The organism is Microbulbifer maximicatervae (SeqCode) (genome assembly GCF_052467825.1).
Map to the genome: position 1 here is coordinate 4,461,003 of NZ_CP174327.1, position 20,047 is coordinate 4,481,049.

Here is a 20,047-nt window from a genome sequence, read left to right on the forward strand (position 1 = left end):
TTCCTGAAACTATTGAGATTGCACCGGTTCATCTTGCTCGGTGCCCGCAGAATTGCTCATTACTAGCACTGAGCTGGTAAATCCAACACGAAGCTTCACAGATTCGGGGACTTCTGTCAGATGAATCCTGACAGGAATACGCTGTGCAAGGCGAATCCAGTCAAATGTGGGATCTACCATTGGCAACAAGTCATTACCCGCAGTTCCATCTTTGCGAGCAATACCCCAGCCAATACTTTCAACATATCCTTCCAATTCTAGATGAGGATAAGCCATCAACTTCATAAACGCTTTATCCCCCGGAGCGATCCGACGAACAAAAGTTTCGCGAAAAAAACCATCAATGCGAAAAGTGCTTATATCAACTACAGAAAGTGCAGGTTGGTTGGCGACAGCCTGATCACCGTAACGAAAATCTATATTGGTGACATAACCAGTAACCGGAGCAACAACTGTTGTGTATTCGAGATTAAGCCGCGCCTGCTCCAGCAGCGCAAAAGCCGCACGAACGCCCGGGTTATCGGCTCCAAGCGCTCCCAATTGTGCTCTAACCTGCTCCAGCTCCGCTTGGGATTGCTCCAAAGCAGCCATAGATTCTACCAAGCTGGCTTCTGCACCCGCTCGATACTCAATTGTGGATTCATACTCAGCCTGAGCCGCTTGCAATGCCCTTACTGATGTCGCTCTCTGGGGTAGCAGTTCTCTCTGCCGATCATATTCAGCTTTGGTTCTTGCGATTTCCGCATCAAGCGCCCCGATATTACTTTTTGCCAGATCAATATTTGCTATTGACTCCCTAATCCTGGCCTCATAGGCGAGAACATTCTTGTTTTGTGCTCGGTATGTATCGAGAGCTTCCTCGTACTCTGCCTTGGCCTCTTCCAAGGCTGCTTCATATATTCTCGGATCAATCTGAAACAGTAGTTCCCCTGCTTTAATAAACTGATTATTCTTAATAGGCAACTCAACTACCTGTCCAGTTACCCTGGGAGTCACTTGAATAATGTCCGCCTGCACTTTTCCATCCCTGGTCCAGGGATTATTGAGATATCTCCAGAACTGGATAATAAGTAACAGCAGTGCTACAAGCGCTATTGTTCCAGTAAAAATATATTTTCTATACCTAGCCACTACTATATTCCCAAGAATATCCTTCCTATAAAAATTGAATAAATTACACTGAGGGAGATAATAACAACCGGTGGATTAGCAAAATATCGGGATAAACGATACCGATCCAAAAGCCTAGCGGTTAACAAGGCCGCAACAACACCAAACAAAGCTATCACCAATATTGGTGATAGATAGAAACTGCCTATTGATATATCGTGCGGTACTCTTTCCATTTAAAACCCTACAGACATTAAAGACACCTTTCCTCACAGAAAGCCTTCCAATCCACAGATTCTGAAACGCGACGAAACTCTACCAGATAATTATTGATGCAGTGGGTAACACCCAAGAAATAAAGAAAGTTTGTTACACCCTCTCTGGATTTTTCACTACATTCCCTTAGCTCCATCAACTCACCGACATCAATATTTGCCCTTTCAAATATCCTCCTATAACCTCTTCGCAGGGATTCAATATCAACCTTTTGGTTGCCACCAGAAAAATAGATAAGTATTTTGCTTGCAAGCCGCCTCCATATGAATGCCTCGCGAAGTAATCTTTTAGGAGCCACAAAATTGATTTTCTTCTTATCTATCTTATATAACAGCTTAACTTGGTTGGATATCAACATGGCCAAACCTATAAGGCTTTGCATCTGGCTTCTGGTCATACCCCGCATTTTTTTATCAGAAATACCCTCCACCCAATAGAACACTCTCTTCCTTGAGATCATAATAATATTCAGGTGGTACAATATATATAACCGGAAAAACAATGATTTCCTCTTCTTTTTCGGAATATCGCCCTCCACCACCAGCCATGCGGCACTATTGAGAACCCTGTCAATACTTCTCTTCAGGTTTATTTCTGGGTGGGCAGTGAAGGGGATATTTCTTGAAACGGCCAAAATACAAAAAATTATTGCCAACACAAATAGATAATTTGTGTAAACAACAAAACTATACTCTTGAGAGTTGTTAAAATTAAAAATAATCTGGGGAAAGATAAGAACCAGGGTTCGAATCATCGACTGGGGTCCAAAGACCTTATTTGAGGAAAAGCTTACTACAAACGTCCATACAAAAATCACGACAGCCAACGAATAAAATCCGTGCAGTTTCGGCATTAGAAAGAAATATATAGGTGCCGATAATATGCACACTAAAATCGTAAAAACACAGGTTTCAAACAATTGAATTTTGGGGGTCATTGAGGCGAGAATACCTATTACTGTTATCAGTAATATAACCAGCAATCCACCAATCATGTCAGGGATAAAAAGATATGCCAGATAAGCGATCCACATTCCCATCTGAACACGGACAATATTAGTCAACCTGTCCGGATCGGGCATCAAAGCTCCAAGCCAGCCTATACCATCACTACTTACCTGTCTCGAATAGGAGTCACCCCGGGTTTGTATATCGTTTACTGAATCAATCAGAGATCGGGTTTCTACCTCCAAGTCATTTAAGGATTTTCTAGTAACGGCTAAAGCAGCGGTTTCAAAGGTTGACAACCTCTTTACTTCTTCAATATTTCCTCGAACCACTCTCCCATTGGCACTATCTACAGGCATTTCCTCTGAAAGGGCGCTTTCCACTTGCGCGAGACGCCCCTCAATGTCGGGCATGTATTCGTCGACACCAATAAGGAATTTCGATATACCCAGATCACCAGAGAGGGCTAAGCTTTCTTCCAACTTCAAGAGGGATTGCGTGACGGCTGTCGCAGATTGACCAAAGTGACCCCACTGCTTTCGACATTCCCACACCTCATAACTATCTGAGCTCGCATCGCCAATGGCTGTTTGTAAGCGCGTATCAAGCTCTAAAAGAGCAACACGCTTTTTACGCCTAATCTCTATTTTTTCGCCACTTCTAACCCGGGAAAAACAATTGTCCGCAAATCGACGATGTTCTCTCAATAAATCCAAAGATGCTCTTCTTAACTCACCACGACTACAGTTAGGCCAGATCAAAACGGCTACCAATCCGTAGACAATTATTCCGAGCAGGGACTCCTGAATACGTAATACCCCAGCCTTGTAGGAGATAGAAAAGTCACCACCGGTCACATCCCACAATAAAAAGATGACATAACCACTTGTAAGCCAAAAGTACTGGTAGTTCGATCTCTGTAAAAAATAAACACAGATAGACACCCAAATAGATAGGGCGATCATAAACAACCAGCGATCTTGTGGAAATAACGCGACGATTAACCAGCCAGCTAGCAAGGCAAATAGCGTCCCTAAAATCCACAAAATAGCTCGATTTAGCGACTGCCCAAGATTTGCCTGGCTGCAAACAATAACAGCAAATCCACCCCAAAAAGGTTTTTCCCAATTCAGGCCCAAGGCAATGGCATAAACGATCACTAAAGCTGTTGCTAGCTTAATCGACTCTTTAACATTACGAGACAACTGCAAAGCTTTCTCCGACCATTTCTACATACTATTAATTCGTCATTTTGATCTATGACACAGCAATATATATTCACCCCGAATATATACTGGATAACCAAAAGGAAGTATGGCATACCAAGAGCTAAAGAAATTCGCTATCGGCGAGCTTCTCTAAACCAGCCCCAGATCTAAGAATCAATCCAAATAATATGAAATATAAAAGCTGACAAACAATAAAAATAAACGCCTAAATCCCCCAAACATGCAGGTACATCCTTATAGACTTTTCCTTTCTGCAAGCCTAAAGATCAAGATTATGACTAACTGAGCCACACCCAAAATACACTACTTATAAATCTTTAAGGCATGAAGGGAACGAAGTATTTGCTGTATTGCCAGACCAAATATTGGTCCCAGAACCACAATCTGAAGCCTCGTTGTCATCTAAAAGGTCATCAAAACCACTGCCTGCTACTGTATTTCCACTAACTACATTGTCCATATTCTGAATGACATATGGACCTCCAATCGCTATGCCCCAAATTTCATTATTCTGGACATTATTACTGGCAATAACACAAAAAGAAGCACCTACAGTCACACCATCAATTATTCTTGCTCCCAGGCTTATAGCAACAGCATTACCTTCTAAATAATTATTCCCAATATAAGAAAAGAAACCAAAGCCACCTATTCCATTTTCAAAAAAACCAGAGACACTATTTCCAATTGCAACATTAGCAACCCCTTCCAGCACAATACCCGATGCCTGAACATTAGTGGTGTTTGACAAGGTATTCTGTCGGATAAGGTTACTATCACTTTCTGCAAAAACGCCTGCGCCACTGGATTCCTCGACGGTTACACTGAATACTTTATGTAGGCCACTCCCCGCCAACTCCAATCCAGTTTCACAATTACTAACAACTCCACCCGTCACAACTCCTGAAGTTCCCAACATAAGTACCCCAACCCCATCGGTAGTGCATTCAATTGCGCCTTCACCAGACATTACAAGACTACCGTCAGGACCTTCAACCGTTATTGCTGGATCTTCGCTGCAAGAAAGCTCACCAGTAAGAGTCTGCGCGTCAGTAATAGTATCGCCACATTCAACATCTGCAATGCAGACTGAAGAAAAGTATAGAGTTGACATCACCACCCCAGGAGCAAGGAGTGTTTTTGGAGAGAAGGACATTTATGGAACCTCAGCAAGTAGAGTATAGCTTCACCAAAGTGTCGCCTCTTTACGATCAACCCACTATAGGAATATTTTCTTAACTTCTAAAGATTTTTAAGGCAGGATGGAAATGATGTATCAGCAGCATTGTTAGACCACACATTTAAACCATCACTGCAATCTGACTCTTCATTATCATCCAAAATATCATCATTACCACTTCCAGTTACAGTATTCCCTGTCACTAAATTATCCATGTTAGGATATGTATAGGGTGCGCCTATTCCAATCCCCGTACGTAGACTGCCTACCACTGTATTACTTTCAATTACGCAATACGAAGCACCTATACTCTCTCCATCAACTACTAATGCACCCAATATAATCCCCAACTCACTATTCTCTACATAATTATTTCCAATATATGAATAGAAACCAAAGCCAGCTATTCCATATTCTAAAAATCCAGACACATTATTACCAACGGCAACATTTCTCTCACCATCTAGCTCCAAACCAGATGCTATTACGTTAGTAGTGTTCGACACCGTGCTTTGACGAATTAGATTACCGTCACTTTGTGCAAAAATTGCTGCGCTAGAGGATTCTTCAACTGTTACACCAATCACTTTATGGGAACCATCTCCATCCAGCAACAACCCTAAATCACAATTAGTGACAAGCCCTCCCATGACAATCCCAGACTTCCCCAGCATATGGATTCCTATACCATCAGTCGTACATTCAACAGCACCGTTGCCTGACATAGTAAGACTACCATTAGGACCTTCAACCCTAATCGCTGGATCTTCACTGCAAGAAAGCGCGACAGTAAGAATCTGCGCATCAGTAATAGTATCCCCACATTGAACATCTGCTGTAACAAAAGAAGAAAAGCCCGACAGCAACACTATTAATCCTGCTAGATGTAGCTTGTTCGGAGGATTAAACATAATTGGAATCTCGACATGAAATTAAAATCACAGTGTCGAACCATAAGGAGCAATCTGCCATAAGAATATATTCCCATCCTTACTGAGGTGTTATTAATATATCTCATGGCTACAATTTAAAATATTAGCGTCAACGTGCTGGCAACGACCGCCCCCCTACAAACCTAAAATACTGTCCCAACTTATTAGAAGCCATGCGATCAGTGAACAACCCGAGATTAAAAATTAGTGACTCACGATTTTCTTTTTAGGAAACCGTATAACACCGTCGCTTTCCAATCGATAACTGTCTTCTACCTCAAGATTCTTTAGCTGAACCTCATCAGGCATATTGATTCCTTTAATAAATCTGCCCGAATAATCCCAAAACCCCATATGACAAGGGTCAAATAGGCCTTGCAGCGGTATATCTCCCGCAAACTCTGAAGAATCGTAAAGAAAACACCCTTTATGGGTACTCAGCGGATAATAAACAAAAAAGTCTGGGATAGTCCCTTCGCTATAGTAGGGGCCATTTGTCAATTTATTATTAGCAACAAGCTCTTTCAAATATTTTTCTGTAGGCCGATAAATTGCTAAAGGCCTACCCTCATATTCATAGATTTTCATCTTGCCTTTAGGGATTGAATAAACACTAACAGTCAAAGGCCCATCCGTTGCAGCAGATGGTTTCAAGCTTTCAACAAAGGGGTATAAAGAAAATATTAAGCCGACACAAGCCAAGCCCCAGACACACCGAACAAGAATTTTCCTTTTGCTCATCACAATTCCCTAAGATGCACTACCTAATTTTGCCTCAGCCACCCACTTCAATAATGAATATTAAAGATGGCAAGTTGCGCAAACCGAAGCCCCATAATACAACTTAAGAGTCAGAGGCTCCCCCACAAAATTACCTGCGACAATCTGGATTAGCGCAGGGTAATAGAGCTAAAACCGATTAATAGCTGATGCAGATACCCCAAAATAAAAAAGGCCCCATTGGGGCCTTTTCAATCTCAATTAGCTCAGCAATTATGCATTAAGAGCTTTAAACTCGCGTCTACGGCGGTGCAGAACCGGCTCGGTATAACCATTCGGCTGGGCACAACCTTCGAATACCAGCTCACAAGCAGCCTGGAAGGCAACGCTCTTATCAAAGTTCGGTGCCATATCGTTATAGTTGGAGTCGCCGGCATTCTGGCGGTCTACCACAGCAGCCATACGCTCCATGGTTTCACGCACTTGTTTTTCGCTAACGATACCCTGCTTGAGCCAGTTGGCAATATGCTGAGAGGAAATTCTCAGGGTTGCACGGTCTTCCATCAGGCCAACATCATTGATATCCGGCACCTTGGAGCAACCCACGCCCTGCTCTACCCAGCGCACTACATAGCCGAGAATACCTTGAGCATTGTTGTCCAACTCAAGCTGGATATCTTTAGCACTCCAGTTTGTTTCGGCCGCCACCGGAACTGTCAGAATATCTTCCAGCTTAGCGTGATGGCGATGTTGAATCTCTTCCTGGCGGCGATTCACATCCACTTTGTGGTAGTGCAAGGCGTGCAAGGTAGCAGCCGTGGGCGACGGTACCCACGCCGTATTGGCACCGGCCATTGGGTGGGCCAACTTAGCGTGCATCATGGCTGACATCTGGTCTGGAATTGGCCACATGCCTTTACCTATTTGCGCCCTACCCTTCAGGCCGCTGTTCAGGCCAACATCCACATTCCATTCTTCGTAGGCGTTAATCCATGTGGATTGCTTCATATCACCCTTGCGAATCATGGGGCCCGCAAGCATGGAAGTATGGATCTCGTCACCGGTGCGGTCCAGAAAGCCAGTATTAATAAAGACTACACGCTCTTTCGCTTCGGCAATACAGGCTTTGAGGTTCACAGTGGTGCGACGCTCTTCGTCCATAATGCCCATTTTTACTGTGTAACGGGGCAGATCGAGCGCATCTTCAATTCGGTTAAACAGAGTATTGGCGAAAGCCACTTCCTCCGGGCCGTGCATCTTTGGTTTTACGATATAGATACTGCCTTCACGGGAATTCTTGATCGGGCTCTCACCACGAAGGTCATGCAAAGCGATCAAGCTGGTGATCATGCCGTCGAGAATCCCTTCGGGGATTTCCTGGCCATCGCCGAACAGCACTGCATCGTTGGTCATCAGGTGGCCGACATTGCGCACAAACATCAGACTGCGCCCCGGCAAGGTAACCTGGTTGCCATTCGGGGAGGTGTACTCACGATCTGCATTGAGCTTGCGCTCAAAGGACTTGCCGCCTTTGCTAATGGTTTCCTTCAGGTCGCCTTTCATCAGACCGAGCCAGTTGCGGTAAACCACTACCTTATCTTCAGCATCGACAGCCGCTACCGAATCCTCGCAATCCATAATGGTGGTCAGCGCGGATTCCATTAGCACATCTTTAACACCGGCATCATCGGTTTTGCCGATGGGGCTCTCGCGATCCACCTGGATCTCAAAGTGCAAACCATGCTGCTTCAGCAGGATGCTGGAAGGCTCTTCGCTGTCACCCAAATAACCAACAAACTGCTTGGCATCTTTCAAGGTGGCGATGTCGCCATTGGCCTGTACCACTTCCAGCAGTGAACCATTGATGCGGTATTGCACCGCCTCAGCGTGACTACCGCAGGTAAGCGGGGCTGACTGATCGAGGAAGTTGCGTGCATATTCGATCACTTTAGCGCCGCGAACCGGGTTGTATTCCGTACCTTTTTCCGCGCCACCCTCTTCACTGATCACATCTGTACCGTAGAGTGCGTCGTAAAGGCTGCCCCAGCGCGCGTTTGCCGCATTGAGGGCGTAGCGTGCGTTCATTACCGGCACAACCAGCTGAGGTCCCGCCAGGATGGCGATCTCTTCATCGACATTTTCGGTAGTTGCGCTAAATTCAGCAGGCTCGTCGGCGAGGTAGCCGATCTCTCGCAGGAAAGTCTGGTAGCCTTCCAGATCGCGGAAACCCTCGGGGTTGTCCGTGTGCCAGCGATCCAGGGTCTCCTGCAGTTCATCGCGTTTTTCCAGCAAGGCGCGATTTACCGGGGCCAGATCGTGGACAATAGATTCCAATTTGGCCCAGAAAGCTTCGGCGCTAACTCCAGTTCCTGGAATCACCTCCTCGCAAACCAGGTTGTAAAGTTCTGGTGCGATTTGCAGATCGCCGATTTGGACTCGTTCCGTCATACCCAGGGCCTCTCATCAGATTGTTGGAATAGCGGCATTCTAAACAGCCATTTCCACATACCGCTAATTTATAGACACAATTCCCACTATTCATAGATCGAATTTTTATGACAAAGCAGTTGATGTGTGTTTGCCCGGACAGAACCGCGCAGACACAGCGCCCACCTGCAACATCGTTACAAAGCGCGGCCAATATCGAGAATTAAACGGCGCAGCCAGCGGTGCGGGGCGCTCTGTTGCAACAGTGGGCTCCAAGCCATTTTCAACTCCAAATTGGGAATATCCAGGGGCGGGTCACGCCTCACCACGCGGGGATTATCACTGGCCAATTGAGCCAGGCGAGTGGGCACCGTTACGATCAGATCGCTCTGTTCAGCCAGCAGCATAGCTACCTGGTAGTGACGGGTGAAAACGGAGATATCCCGCTTCTCTCCCAAACGACCTATGGCCTCATCTACCCAGCCCAAGCGCTGTACATCTTCCGGGTTAACCCCGACACCCACCCCCATACCGGTCTTGCTCACCCAGATATGCTGGGCTTCCAGATAACTCTGCAGATTGTAATCCCGGAGTATCGGGTTATCAGCGCGCATCACACAGGAGAAGCTATCGCGCCATACGGTGGCCTGGTGAAAGCTCTGCGGCATACTGTCAAAGCGGTTGATCACCATATCCACTTTGCCCTGCTCTACATCCACAAAGCTCACATCACTGGGCGTCATGATATCCAGACTGATACCCGGGGCGTCATCCCGCAGCTGCTTTAACAGCGGCGGTATCAGGGTGGACTCGGCGTAGTCACTGGCCATGATGCGGAAGGTGCGGCGGGTATTGGCGGGGTCAAAATCCCGATTTGGCTGGATAACCCGATCAATGGAAGAGAGTGCTTCGCGCACCATCGGCTGCAATTCCAAAGCCCTTTCCGTGGGCATCATGCCCTCACGGGTGCGCACCAGCAACGGATCGTCAAACAGTTCCCGCAGACGCTTCAGGCCATTACTCATGGCCGGCTGGGACAGTCCCAGGTAATTGGCTGCACGGGTCACATTGCGTTCGCGCAGTAGCACATCGAGGTAAACCAGCAGGTTCAGGTCAGCTCTTTCCAGTTGCATACATCTATTCGCCAAATCGATAGTGAAAATAAAATCAATAAATTAGGCAAATTATGCCACTCCTCCTAAGATACTCAACACCTAATCGCAGTCACCGTTTAAGGATTTACAGTCATGTCCACTTACACTCAAGACATCGACGCGGTAGCAAAGCTCCGTGAAAGTCATGGCAGCTCCTGGGACGCCATCGATCCCGAATCTGTTGCCCGTATGCGTGCCCAGAACAAATTCAAGCACGGCCTGGATATCGCCAAGTACACCGCTGATATCATGCGCGCCGACATGGAAAACTACGACAAGGACACGTCCAAGTACACCCAGTCCCTGGGTTGCTGGCACGGTTTCATCGGTCAGCAGAAGATGATTTCTATTAAGAAGCACTTCGAAGGCAACACTGACCGCCGCTACCTGTACCTGTCCGGCTGGATGGTCGCCGCTCTGCGCAGCGAATTCGGTCCTCTGCCCGACCAGTCCATGCACGAAAAAACTTCCGTAGCTGCTCTGATCGAAGAGCTCTACACCTTCCTGCGCCAGGCTGATGCCCGCGAATTGAACGACCTGTTCCGCGAAGTGGACGCCGCTCGCGAAGCTGGCGATAAAGAAGCTGAGAAAGCTGCCCAGGACAAGATCGACAACCACAAGACTCACATTGTACCGATCATCGCCGACATCGATGCAGGTTTTGGTAACGCCGAAGCAACTTACCTGCTGGCCAAGAAAATGATCGAAGCGGGTGCTTGCTGTATCCAAATCGAAAACCAGGTTTCTGACGAGAAGCAGTGTGGTCACCAGGACGGTAAAGTAACCGTTCCTCACGAAGACTTCCTGGCCAAGATCCGCGCAGTTCGCTACGCGTTCCTGGAACTGGGCGTAGACAACGGTGTTATCGTTGCCCGTACCGACTCCCTGGGCGCTGGCCTGACCAAGCAAATCGCTGTAACCAATAAGCCGGGTGACCTGGGTGACCAGTACAACTCCTTCCTGGATTGCGAAGAAATCGATGCTTCCGAGCTGGCCAACGGCGACGTAATCATCAACCGCGAAGGCAAGCTGCTGCGTCCTAAGCGTCTGGCTTCCAACCTGTTCCAGTTCCGCAAGGGCACTGGCGAAGCGCGCTGCATCCTGGACAGCATCACCTCTTTGCAGAACGGTGCAGACCTGATCTGGATCGAAACCGAGAAGCCTCACGTTCGCCAGATCGGCGGCATGATGGACGAAATCCGCAAAGTCGTTCCCGATGCGAAGCTGGTTTACAACAACAGCCCGTCCTTCAACTGGACCCTGAACTTCCGTCAGCAGGTATTCGATGCTTGGTCTGAAGAGGGTAAAGACGTATCCGCGTACGACCGCGCCAACCTGATGAGCGCCGAGTACGACGACTCTGAGCTGTCTGCAGCGGCCGACGAGAAGATCCGTACCTTCCAGGCCGACGCGGCTCGCGAAGCTGGTATCTTCCACCACCTGATCACTCTGCCGACTTACCACACTGCGGCCCTGTCTACCGACAACCTGGCCAAAGAGTACTTCGGTGAGCAAGGTATGCTGGGCTATGTGAAAGGCGTACAGCGCAAAGAGATCCGTCAGAGCATCGCCTGCGTTAAGCACCAGAACATGGCTGGTTCCGACATCGGCGACGACCACAAAGAATACTTTGCTGGTGATGCTGCCCTGAAGGCTGGTGGTAAAGACAACACCATGAACCAGTTCGGTTAATCGACCGGTACGGTTTCAGTAAATTTGAGGCGGCACTTGCCGCCTCTTTTTTTGAACCCATTGGGTTCATCTCAAAGCACCGCAAGTTTGCCTACGCTTTGATCTCTGCAATTTTTATTACTTGGGCCGCTACTGCGGCCCTTTTTTATTCCGAAACTGAACTACCCCGGTTCTTTCCCTCGCAAAGACAACTCCTCGGCTAGCCTTAAAGCACCCTCGTTGAAATTCGCGCACCATGAGCGATCAAAATTTAATTCTGATATTCAATTGCGGCAGCTCGTCAGTGAAGTTTTCCGTGCTGGACCCGGATTCGGGTGCAGAACATCTTGCCGGTATCGCGGAAGCACTCGGCACCCCCAAAGCCAAACTGGAGTGGCACTATCAAGGAACAGAAGACTCCCATCGGCTCGCGCTGGATAGCGACCACGCGGCGGTAATTAATGAGCTGGTGACTCAGTTTGACAAGGCTTGGTCAGATTTACAGGACGGGTTAAAAGCGATAGGTCACCGAGTCGTCCATGGCGGCGAACATTTCTCCAGCTCCGTTCTGATCAATCAGAAGGTGATGGCCTGTATCGAAGAGTGTTGTGACTTGGCCCCTTTGCATAACCCCGCAGCTCTCAAGGGGATCTACGCCTCCCTCGATGCCTTCCCCCAACTACCCCAAGTCGCCGTCTTTGATACCGCCTTTCATCAGCAAATGCCGAAGTATGCGTATCTATACGGACTCCCCTACCCACTGTACGAAGAGCACAAGATCCGCCGCTATGGCATGCATGGCAGTAGCTATCAGTACATTGGCGAGCGGTGCGCCGAACTACTGGGAAAACAGACGGCTGAACTCAATATTATTGCTGCTCACCTTGGTGGCGGCGCCTCTATTTGCGCCATCAAACAGGGGCGCAGTGTAGATACAAGCATGGGGCTTACACCTCTTGAAGGACTGGTAATGGGGAGTCGCTGCGGTGATCTGGACCCGGGAATACTCCTCTACTTACAGCAATCGCTGGGATATACCCAAGCCTCACTTGAGCAGCTGCTAAATAGAGAAAGCGGTATGTTGGGCATATCCACCCTGAGCAGTGATTGCCGCGCACTGGAGCAAGCTGCCGAGAAAGATCATCAGGGAGCCAAACTCGCCCTGGAAATATTCTGTTACCGCCTGGCCAAATATATTGCTGCTTACACCATCCCCTTGGGTAGCGTCGATGCTTTGGTATTCACAGGCGGTATCGGGGAGAACTCCTCCGGGGTGCGAAGCCGGACCATCGAATGGCTCAAGCCCTTAGGCTACCAACTCAACCCCGAAGCCAATCAGAAAACCAAGTCGCAAGTAGAGGGGTTAATCTCTGCGCAGGAAACTCCCAACATCCTGGTAATCCCCACTAAGGAAGACTGGATTATTGCCCGGGATACATCGCGCTTGGTGCAGTCTTAAACATGCTGCGACACAGCAATGCCAGAACCCTAATGCTGGTTCCCCTGGAAGCGGGAGCCGGCATCACCTCCGTGAGCCTGGGTTTAATTCGGGCGCTAGACCGAAAAAGTATTGAGCTTCAATTTTTTAAGCCCGTCGCCGAGCCCCCGCCACCAGACGGCACTATAGAGCGCACCACCGAAATCTTGCGGCAAACATCCAACCTGGCCATCCCCAGCTCGCTGAGTGCCGAATATGCGGACTCGATGGTATCCACCGGAAAAATGGCGGATTTACTGGAAGAGATTCTCGCCCGCTTCAGACAAATCTCGGCGAAGGCTGAAGTTAATGTAATCGAAGGCGTGCTACCCAGCCGCGACAACCCCGTGACTAACCAACTGAATTATCAAATTGCCAAAACCCTTGATGCGGAAGTGGTACTCGTTGCCTGCCCATCTCCCGGTGCCAGCGATTCAATCAAGCAAATTCGCGAGAGACTGGAATTTGCCGTACGTCTCTATGGCGGCGAGGATGCAAAGCGCGTAGTGGGCTGCATCATCAATAAAGTGGGTCTGCCAGCGGAAATTATGGATACTCCCGGAGCTCATTTAATTGGACTGCATTCACAACTGGAATCTAGTAAAGAAAGCCCCCCTAGCCTGACCCCTGAGATACTTTCAAAGCAGATTCCACTGCGTATTGTCGGTTTTATTCCCTGGAATGCAGAACTGCTCTCTCCCCGTGCACTCGACCTGGCGCGGCACTTTAATGCAAAGGTACTCAATAAAGGAGAGCTGGAAACACGCAGGCTGCATACCGTCACTTTCTGCTCCCGCTCACTGCCCAATATGTTGAGAAGATTTAAGCCTGGGGCCATGCTGGTAACTTCTGCCGATAGGCCCGATGTGGTTGTGGGCGCATGTTTAGCCGTGATGAATGGAGTCAAAATTGGATGCCTGCTATTAACCGGCGGCTACCATTTGGACAAAGCCATTTTGAAACTGTGCACCCCGGCCATGGAAACAGGCCTACCCATTTTACTGGTGCCATCCAATACCTGGCACACGGTGATGTCACTGCAGACTTTTAATTTGCGCACCCCATCAGATGACAGAAATCGCGTGGATCGGGTACAAGAATTTTTCGCCAGTCGCCTGGATGAGGAGTGGGTGGAATCACTGAGCCAACAAAGTGAAATCCCCAAACGCCTTTCACCCCCGGCATTCCGCTACCACCTCACGGAACTGGCCCGGCGCCGCACTATGCGGATTGTCCTACCCGAAGGAACCGAACCCCGCACCATTCGCGCCGCCCAGCTCTGCCTGGAGAGAGAGATTGCACACCCGGTTTTACTGGGCGAAGAAAAAGATATTTTCAAAATTGCTGATCAGCAGGGGTTAAAGCTCAATAAAAAGTTGGAAATTGTCGATCCCAAGGCGGTGAGGGCACACTATGTGGAGCCCATGGTTGCCCTGCGTAAAAACAAGGGACTTACTCAAGTAGTGGCACTTGAGCAGCTACAGGATAATGTGGTTCTCGGAACCATGATGTTGGCATTGGGTGAAGTGGATGGACTGGTGTCCGGCGCTATTCACACAACAGCCAATACCATTCGGCCCGCCCTGCAACTGATCAAAACCGCCCCGGATGAAGAGCTGGTTTCCTCGATATTTTTTATGCTGCTCCCTGAACAGGTACTGGTCTACGGAGATTGCGCGATCAATCCCGATCCCGATGCACAGCAACTCGCCGCTATAGCCATTCAATCAGCAGATTCCGCAGCGGCATTTGGTATAGAACCCCGAGTCGCAATGATCAGTTACTCCACCGGCACATCCGGCAGCGGCAGCGATGTCGATAAAGTCCGCAAGGCCACCCAGCTGGCCAAACAGAAGAGACCGCAGCTAATTATTGATGGCCCCCTTCAATACGATGCCGCCTTAATCCGCAATGTCGCTGCCCAAAAAGCCCCGCACAGTCCCGTGGCCGGCAGGGCCACAGTTTTTATCTTTCCCGACCTGAATACCGGCAACACTACCTACAAAGCCGTTCAACGCAGCGCTGACTTAGTGAGTATTGGGCCAATGTTGCAGGGATTGCGCAAGCCGGTTAACGACCTATCACGGGGCGCACTCGTGGATGATATTGTGTATACCATTGCCCTCACCGCCATCCAGGCCCAGGGCAAACTTCACTAATTTTATTTACTCACGGCGCAGGGGCCTGCGCTGGTCGATATACTCATGTAACGCGGCCGCAACGATATAGGCTTCCAGCCTGTGCTCGTAGGTCTCTGTATGATCGTACCCCATTCGCTGTAAGCAGCTTTGGATATAGTCGGCACTTGAGGATTTATCGTGCCAGACCCGGCGGCCTTTAAAAATATTGGCCAACACTTTCCACCAACTTTTATCAGCGGAGCGCAAGTGCTGTAGGGCCACCGCTAGCAGGGCTTCCTCATCAGAGAAATCAGTACCCAGTGGATAGTGAGGCAGTTCCGCCAGGCATTTTTCGTCATTGAATACACTGGCGAGATGTTCAGGTGTGTTTTTATTAAAACTCTCAGGAATCGAAAAGCTTTTTTCTATCTTCCCCGCGTGCTTGGCCTGCTCTAGCAATACAGCTTGAAAGCGGGTATCACAGATACTGAGCATAGCCACCATTACATCCCGGTCTGTTTTACCACGCAAATCGACTGCGCCATATTCCGTCACAACCACATCGCGCAAATGCCGGGGAATTGTCGTGTGAGGATATTCCCACACAATATTACTCTCGCAGATACCATCGCGCATTCGCACACTGGGGAGTGCAATAATGGATCGGGCCCCTGGCAAGTCCCAAGCCTGGGCGACAAAGTTATATTGCCCCCCCACCCCACTCACCACGTGGTTATCCACCAAGGCATCCGAGACAACCGCCCCTCCAAGTGTCACCATCATGGCCGAATTTACAAAGCGCGCATGCTGTCGCTGCGCCAGCTTTAGGTCTCTTTGGGATTGGAGGTCATTGGTAAAGCTGATGTCAATCATATCGAGACCTGCACCCTCCCTAGGGTCCAAATCCCGCAACTCTCGATACATAAGTTCCGGCCCCAGATAGAAGCCGCCATGTAACCAGATCCCCCCAGCGATCTTTTTATTCAGGCAACTACCAATTAGACGGCGGCGCCCATGTTCGCTGTGAAGATCACACTCCTCTTCTTCACCATCAGGAGTCAGCAACTTATGGCCCCGCCAACTGTAGCTGGGGTCCACAATGCCAAGCTGCTGTAAAAAATCTGTATCTGCCACGGTTAAAGGGCAACTGATACGGCCAGCATTTTTTAGTGCCAGCAGCGTTTCTTCCTGCACAGTATCAGTAATCTGATCGCTATCGAGCAGATGTTGAATTGTCGCATCAGCGTAGACTCTACGGGTCAGAACCCCCGCTCTGCGCAAATGGAGAAAACCGTGGGGCACCATTTCACTGGCCCCATAAAGGCCCCGCTTAAAGGTGCCAGTACATAGAGGCAGTTCCTCTCGGTAGCGCTTAGCATCCTCTTCCACCAAGTCATCCAGAATCCGGCAAAAGAGGGCGTTTTCCTTATGCCTCAAGCGCAGTACATGGCAAACTGCATCCCCCAGGGCGCCGATACCTACTTGAAGGGTTCCTCCATCTTCAACCAGACTGGCGATATGGTAGGCGATGCTGTATTCGGTAAAGGTTACTGGCAGGGCCGGAGCCGCAAACAGCGGCGTATCAAAAGTTTCGCCTTTCAGCAAAAAGTCAAAAGCACTGGCCGGTAGCTCACTGCTTCCATGGATATAGGGCAGCTGTGTATTTACTTCACCTAATAAAAACAGGGGGTAATCCTTGCGCTGAGCAGCCAGCTTTAGAACAGGCAGTGTCAGGTCTGGATTGCAACTTAAACTGAACTTATCTCCACACTCTGAAGGCGCCACCATTTGCGCAATAACGTTAACCCCCCGACTGATCAGCTCACCGGGTACCTGGGTATAATTTGCACTAACGTAGTGTTGCTGCGCATAGTTGTTGCCGAGCAGCGAACCGGGCTCCATAAAGAATTCAATTACCTGGATATTACCTGGCAGGTGCCCTTTCCTCCTCGCGGGAACATAAGCAAGGTCTTGGTATTGACTGTAATGGGTATCCAGAAGTGGCTGGATAAAGCGCCGGGAAATATCACTATCCCCACGGGGGCGCTCCAGCGTCAGGGCCGTAAATATCGTCAGTGAAATCGTATGATCTTCTGCCGCTCGAGCGTATAGCGTATTAGCGAAATGGTTTGCCTTACCAAGCCCCAGCGGTAATGCCAGAACTATTTTCTTGCCGACAACTTCTAAGAGCTTATCGACACACTCCTCGGCACTGGTAAAGCTCTCTGGAGCATTCTTGTGCGCAGATTCCATCGGAGGTAGCTTTCCTCAAACCTTATTGGACTGTGCCCGCACACCCACCCAAGTGCTCGAAGTGATCCACCTGAATTGCCTTCTCCACAGCATCCGCTGCATCGTAGAGTATCTCAGCCTCTTCATCGCTGATTAGATTTTTCTTTAACCCTTCTTCCACGCTATCCCTGCTCAGGTTGCGAATACCGCCTTTTTTTAATTTATCACGAGCCCGCTCTGAAGCGCATACCCGATCAAACGCCTGCTCAACAATATCTACTCCATCCCCGGGAGTTCCGAGAAAGACCCCACTGGTCAGCCGATCGCGAGTCGCCGACGGCGTCAACAGTAATTCCGCACAGGCCTTGGCTTGCCGATCCGATGCGGTGTGGACACTGTGACCCCAAGGCATGGTGAGGAAGTGCATTACTTGGCCAATAAATGGCCGGGGGAAATTTTGAAACACCTCCAACAAGTTGACTTCGATCTTATGCAACCCATCTCGCATGGCAAATTCCAGCAGAGGGAGGTCATCCTTAGGGTTGCCATCATCATAAAAGCGCTTCAGGGTGCAGCTGAGCAGATACAGCTGACTCAAGACATCGCCCAATCGGGAAGAAATTAATTCTTTTCGCTTGAGTTCTCCTCCCAGAGTCATCAAGGAAAATTCGGTGACCAGAGATAGCACCGCCGAATACCGATTCAGTTGCCGGTAGTACTTGGCAGCGTGCCCTACGTTGCGAGGGCTGCTGGCAAACAAGCCCACCGTCCAGCCGTGAAAAATACCCCGACAGAGGGTTTTGAATTGAAACCACATATGTTTGGGCAACAGCTTATCCAGTTCGTCCAAACCCGCTTCATGATCCGGATTTTCTGCCGCCAACATTTCCTGCAAGATATAGGGATGACAGCGAATTGCGCCCTGACCAAAGATCATCAAACTGCGAGTGAGAAGATTGGCCCCCTCTACCGTAATTGCTACCGGTATCGCTCGATAAACATTACCCAGGTAATTTAATGGACCATCCATAATGGCCTTGCCAGCATGAATGTCCATTGCATCAATAATGGCCTGGCGTAGACCACAAGTAGCATTGGCTTTCATAATTGCGGTGATCACCGCTGGCTTTCGCCCCTCATCCAGGGCACGAGTAGTCGTTTTATGGGCGCTGTCCAATACAAAGGCGATAGAAGCAATTTCAGCCAAGCGGCGTTGCACGCCTTCAAAGCGGCCAACAGGCACATTAAATTGCTCTCGAACCCGGGCGTAAGCGCCGGTCATGCGCGCGGCCATTTTTGCCCCACCGGTAGACAGGGATGGCAGAGAAATTCCTCGGCCTGCGGCAAGGGCACTCATCAGCATCTCCCAACCTTTGCCGACATTCTCCTCGCCGCCAATAATCCAATCCATCGGCATAAAAACATCTTTTCCCCAGTTGGGCCCATTCTGAAATGCTTGCAGCGCTGGGAGATGCCTCTGACCAATGGAAACTCCCGGTGTATCTGTGGGAACCAGGGCAACCGTAATACCCAGCTCTTCTTCATCGCCGAGAATATGGTCCGGGTCATAGAGCTTGAAGGCCAAACCTAACACCGTGGCTATCGGGCCCAAGGTGATATAGCGCTTGTGCCAATTAACACGCATACCAAGGGCCTTTTCGCCTTGATATTCGCCGTAACAGACTACGCCACGGTCAATCATGGATGCCGCATCAGATCCGGCCTCCGGACTGGTCAGCGCAAAGCAGGGAATATCAGTGCCATCTGCCAGACGTGGCAAATAGTAGTCCTTTTGCTCTTGCGTACCGTGAGCCAGTAACAGCTCTCCCGGGCCCAATGAGTTAGGCACCATTACTGTGACACCCACACAGGTACTGCGGGTGGTAATTTTGGTCACTATCTCCGCATGAGCTGTCGGGGAAAAGCCAAGGCCGCCATATTTCTTGGGAATAATAATGCCAAAAAAGCGATTTTTCCGAAGGAAATCCCAAACATGCTCCGGAATATTGCGATCCACATAGCTAATTTGCCAATCGTTGATCATTCGGCACAGCTCTTCGACTGGCCCCTCCAGGAAAGCCTGCTCCTCTTCATTGAGCGCAGGTGGCCCCATCCCCAACAATTGATCCCAATGTGGTTTACCTGACAATAACTCAGCATCCCACCAAACTTCACCCGCTTCCATCGCCTCCCTTTCTGTTTCAGAAATTGGCGGAAGTACCCGTTTAATAATTTTCAAAAGAGGCGCGGTAAAGAATTTTTTGCGCAATTCGCTCATTTTCACCTTCCATAGCGGCAGCCGTTGCAACAAACACTGCTAATTCCCGCAGGGTCGAGAGAGTCATCAATGCACAATAATAGGAGACGTTTGATTGCAGGTAAGAATTCACAGAAGAAATCCATGCCCCTACCCGGATAGACATTTTATTTTTCAACAAAACCGGCGTTGTTTTTTTTAGGGCCATTGAAAAGTTATTGAGATTAGCTTTTTCTCACTCCGTCCACAGCAATTCGTATTGTGAGACCCCCTCACCCCCTTTCAATTAAATAACCATTTTTTCCAGGGACTTGG

Annotated in this window: 14 protein-coding genes; 3 read left to right on the forward strand and 11 right to left on the reverse strand. The window is 49.0% G+C overall.

All coding sequences use genetic code 11. From position 1 onward, the window contains the following. Positions 1-9: 9 nt before the first annotated feature. The 8 genes from ACJJII_RS19810 to ACJJII_RS19845 form a co-directional block, all read right to left on the reverse strand. Entirely contained in the window at positions 10-1,131 is a 1,122-nt protein-coding gene (locus ACJJII_RS19810; RefSeq protein ID WP_444917452.1) for an HlyD family secretion protein, read from the reverse strand. 2 nt (positions 1,132-1,133) lie between these two features. Next, positions 1,134-1,346 carry a DUF1656 domain-containing protein gene (locus ACJJII_RS19815; protein ID WP_353057030.1) on the reverse strand — a complete coding sequence of 71 codons (213 nt, stop codon included), beginning with the start codon at positions 1,344-1,346 and terminating at the stop codon, positions 1,134-1,136. Positions 1,347-1,363: 17 nt separating this feature from the next. Beyond that, entirely contained in the window at positions 1,364-3,544 is a 2,181-nt protein-coding gene (locus tag ACJJII_RS19820; protein WP_444917453.1) for an FUSC family protein, read from the reverse strand. A 325-nt stretch (positions 3,545-3,869) separates the two neighbouring features. Next, positions 3,870-4,718 carry a NosD domain-containing protein gene (locus tag ACJJII_RS19825; protein ID WP_444917454.1) on the reverse strand — a complete coding sequence of 283 codons (849 nt, stop codon included), beginning with the start codon at positions 4,716-4,718 and terminating at the stop codon, positions 3,870-3,872. A gap of 86 nt (positions 4,719-4,804) precedes the next feature. Continuing rightward, positions 4,805-5,653, reverse strand: coding sequence for a right-handed parallel beta-helix repeat-containing protein (locus ACJJII_RS19830; RefSeq protein WP_444917455.1), 849 nt, complete (start codon positions 5,651-5,653; stop codon positions 4,805-4,807). Between the two features lie 225 nt (positions 5,654-5,878). Next, positions 5,879-6,415, reverse strand: a complete 537-nt coding sequence (locus ACJJII_RS19835; protein ID WP_444917456.1) for a Rieske (2Fe-2S) protein — start codon at positions 6,413-6,415, stop codon at positions 5,879-5,881. A 252-nt stretch (positions 6,416-6,667) separates the two neighbouring features. Further along, on the reverse strand, positions 6,668-8,842 hold the full coding sequence (locus ACJJII_RS19840; protein WP_444917457.1) for a malate synthase G: 2,175 nt from the start codon (positions 8,840-8,842) through the stop codon (positions 6,668-6,670). 176 nt (positions 8,843-9,018) lie between these two features. Next, positions 9,019-9,954: a LysR family transcriptional regulator gene (locus tag ACJJII_RS19845; protein ID WP_108733532.1), complete on the reverse strand. Its 936-nt coding sequence runs from the start codon at positions 9,952-9,954 to the stop codon at positions 9,019-9,021. Positions 9,955-10,068: 114 nt separating this feature from the next. Here ACJJII_RS19845 and ACJJII_RS19850 point away from each other — a divergent pair, with 114 nt between their 5' ends. The 3 genes from ACJJII_RS19850 (at position 10,069) to pta (ending at position 15,282) form a co-directional block, all read left to right on the forward strand. Further along, complete coding sequence (locus ACJJII_RS19850; protein ID WP_282932507.1) at positions 10,069-11,667, forward strand: isocitrate lyase; 1,599 nt, start codon at positions 10,069-10,071, stop codon at positions 11,665-11,667. A 235-nt stretch (positions 11,668-11,902) separates the two neighbouring features. Further along, complete coding sequence (locus tag ACJJII_RS19855) at positions 11,903-13,105, forward strand: acetate/propionate family kinase (RefSeq protein ID WP_444917458.1); 1,203 nt, start codon at positions 11,903-11,905, stop codon at positions 13,103-13,105. A 2-nt stretch (positions 13,106-13,107) separates the two neighbouring features. After that, a complete protein-coding gene (pta, locus tag ACJJII_RS19860) occupies positions 13,108-15,282 on the forward strand; it encodes a phosphate acetyltransferase (RefSeq protein ID WP_444917459.1) in 2,175 nt (724 codons plus the stop codon). 6 nt (positions 15,283-15,288) lie between these two features. On the opposite strand, the gene ACJJII_RS19865 is transcribed toward pta, so the two are convergent. Genes ACJJII_RS19865 through ACJJII_RS19875 form a run of 3 tightly spaced genes read right to left on the reverse strand, consistent with a single transcriptional unit; the run spans position 15,289 to position 19,940 of the window. After that, the gene (locus tag ACJJII_RS19865) at positions 15,289-17,496 is read right to left on the reverse strand and encodes an acetyl-CoA hydrolase/transferase C-terminal domain-containing protein (RefSeq protein ID WP_444917460.1); all 2,208 of its coding nucleotides are present in this window, start codon (positions 17,494-17,496) and stop codon (positions 15,289-15,291) included. 22 nt (positions 17,497-17,518) lie between these two features. After that, positions 17,519-19,753: an acyl-CoA dehydrogenase gene (locus ACJJII_RS19870; protein WP_444917461.1), complete on the reverse strand. Its 2,235-nt coding sequence runs from the start codon at positions 19,751-19,753 to the stop codon at positions 17,519-17,521. Further along, positions 19,701-19,940, reverse strand: coding sequence for a hypothetical protein (locus tag ACJJII_RS19875; RefSeq protein WP_444917462.1), 240 nt, complete (start codon positions 19,938-19,940; stop codon positions 19,701-19,703). The genes ACJJII_RS19870 and ACJJII_RS19875 overlap by 53 nt, the downstream gene beginning before the upstream one ends. Between the last annotated feature and the right edge of the window lie 107 nt (positions 19,941-20,047).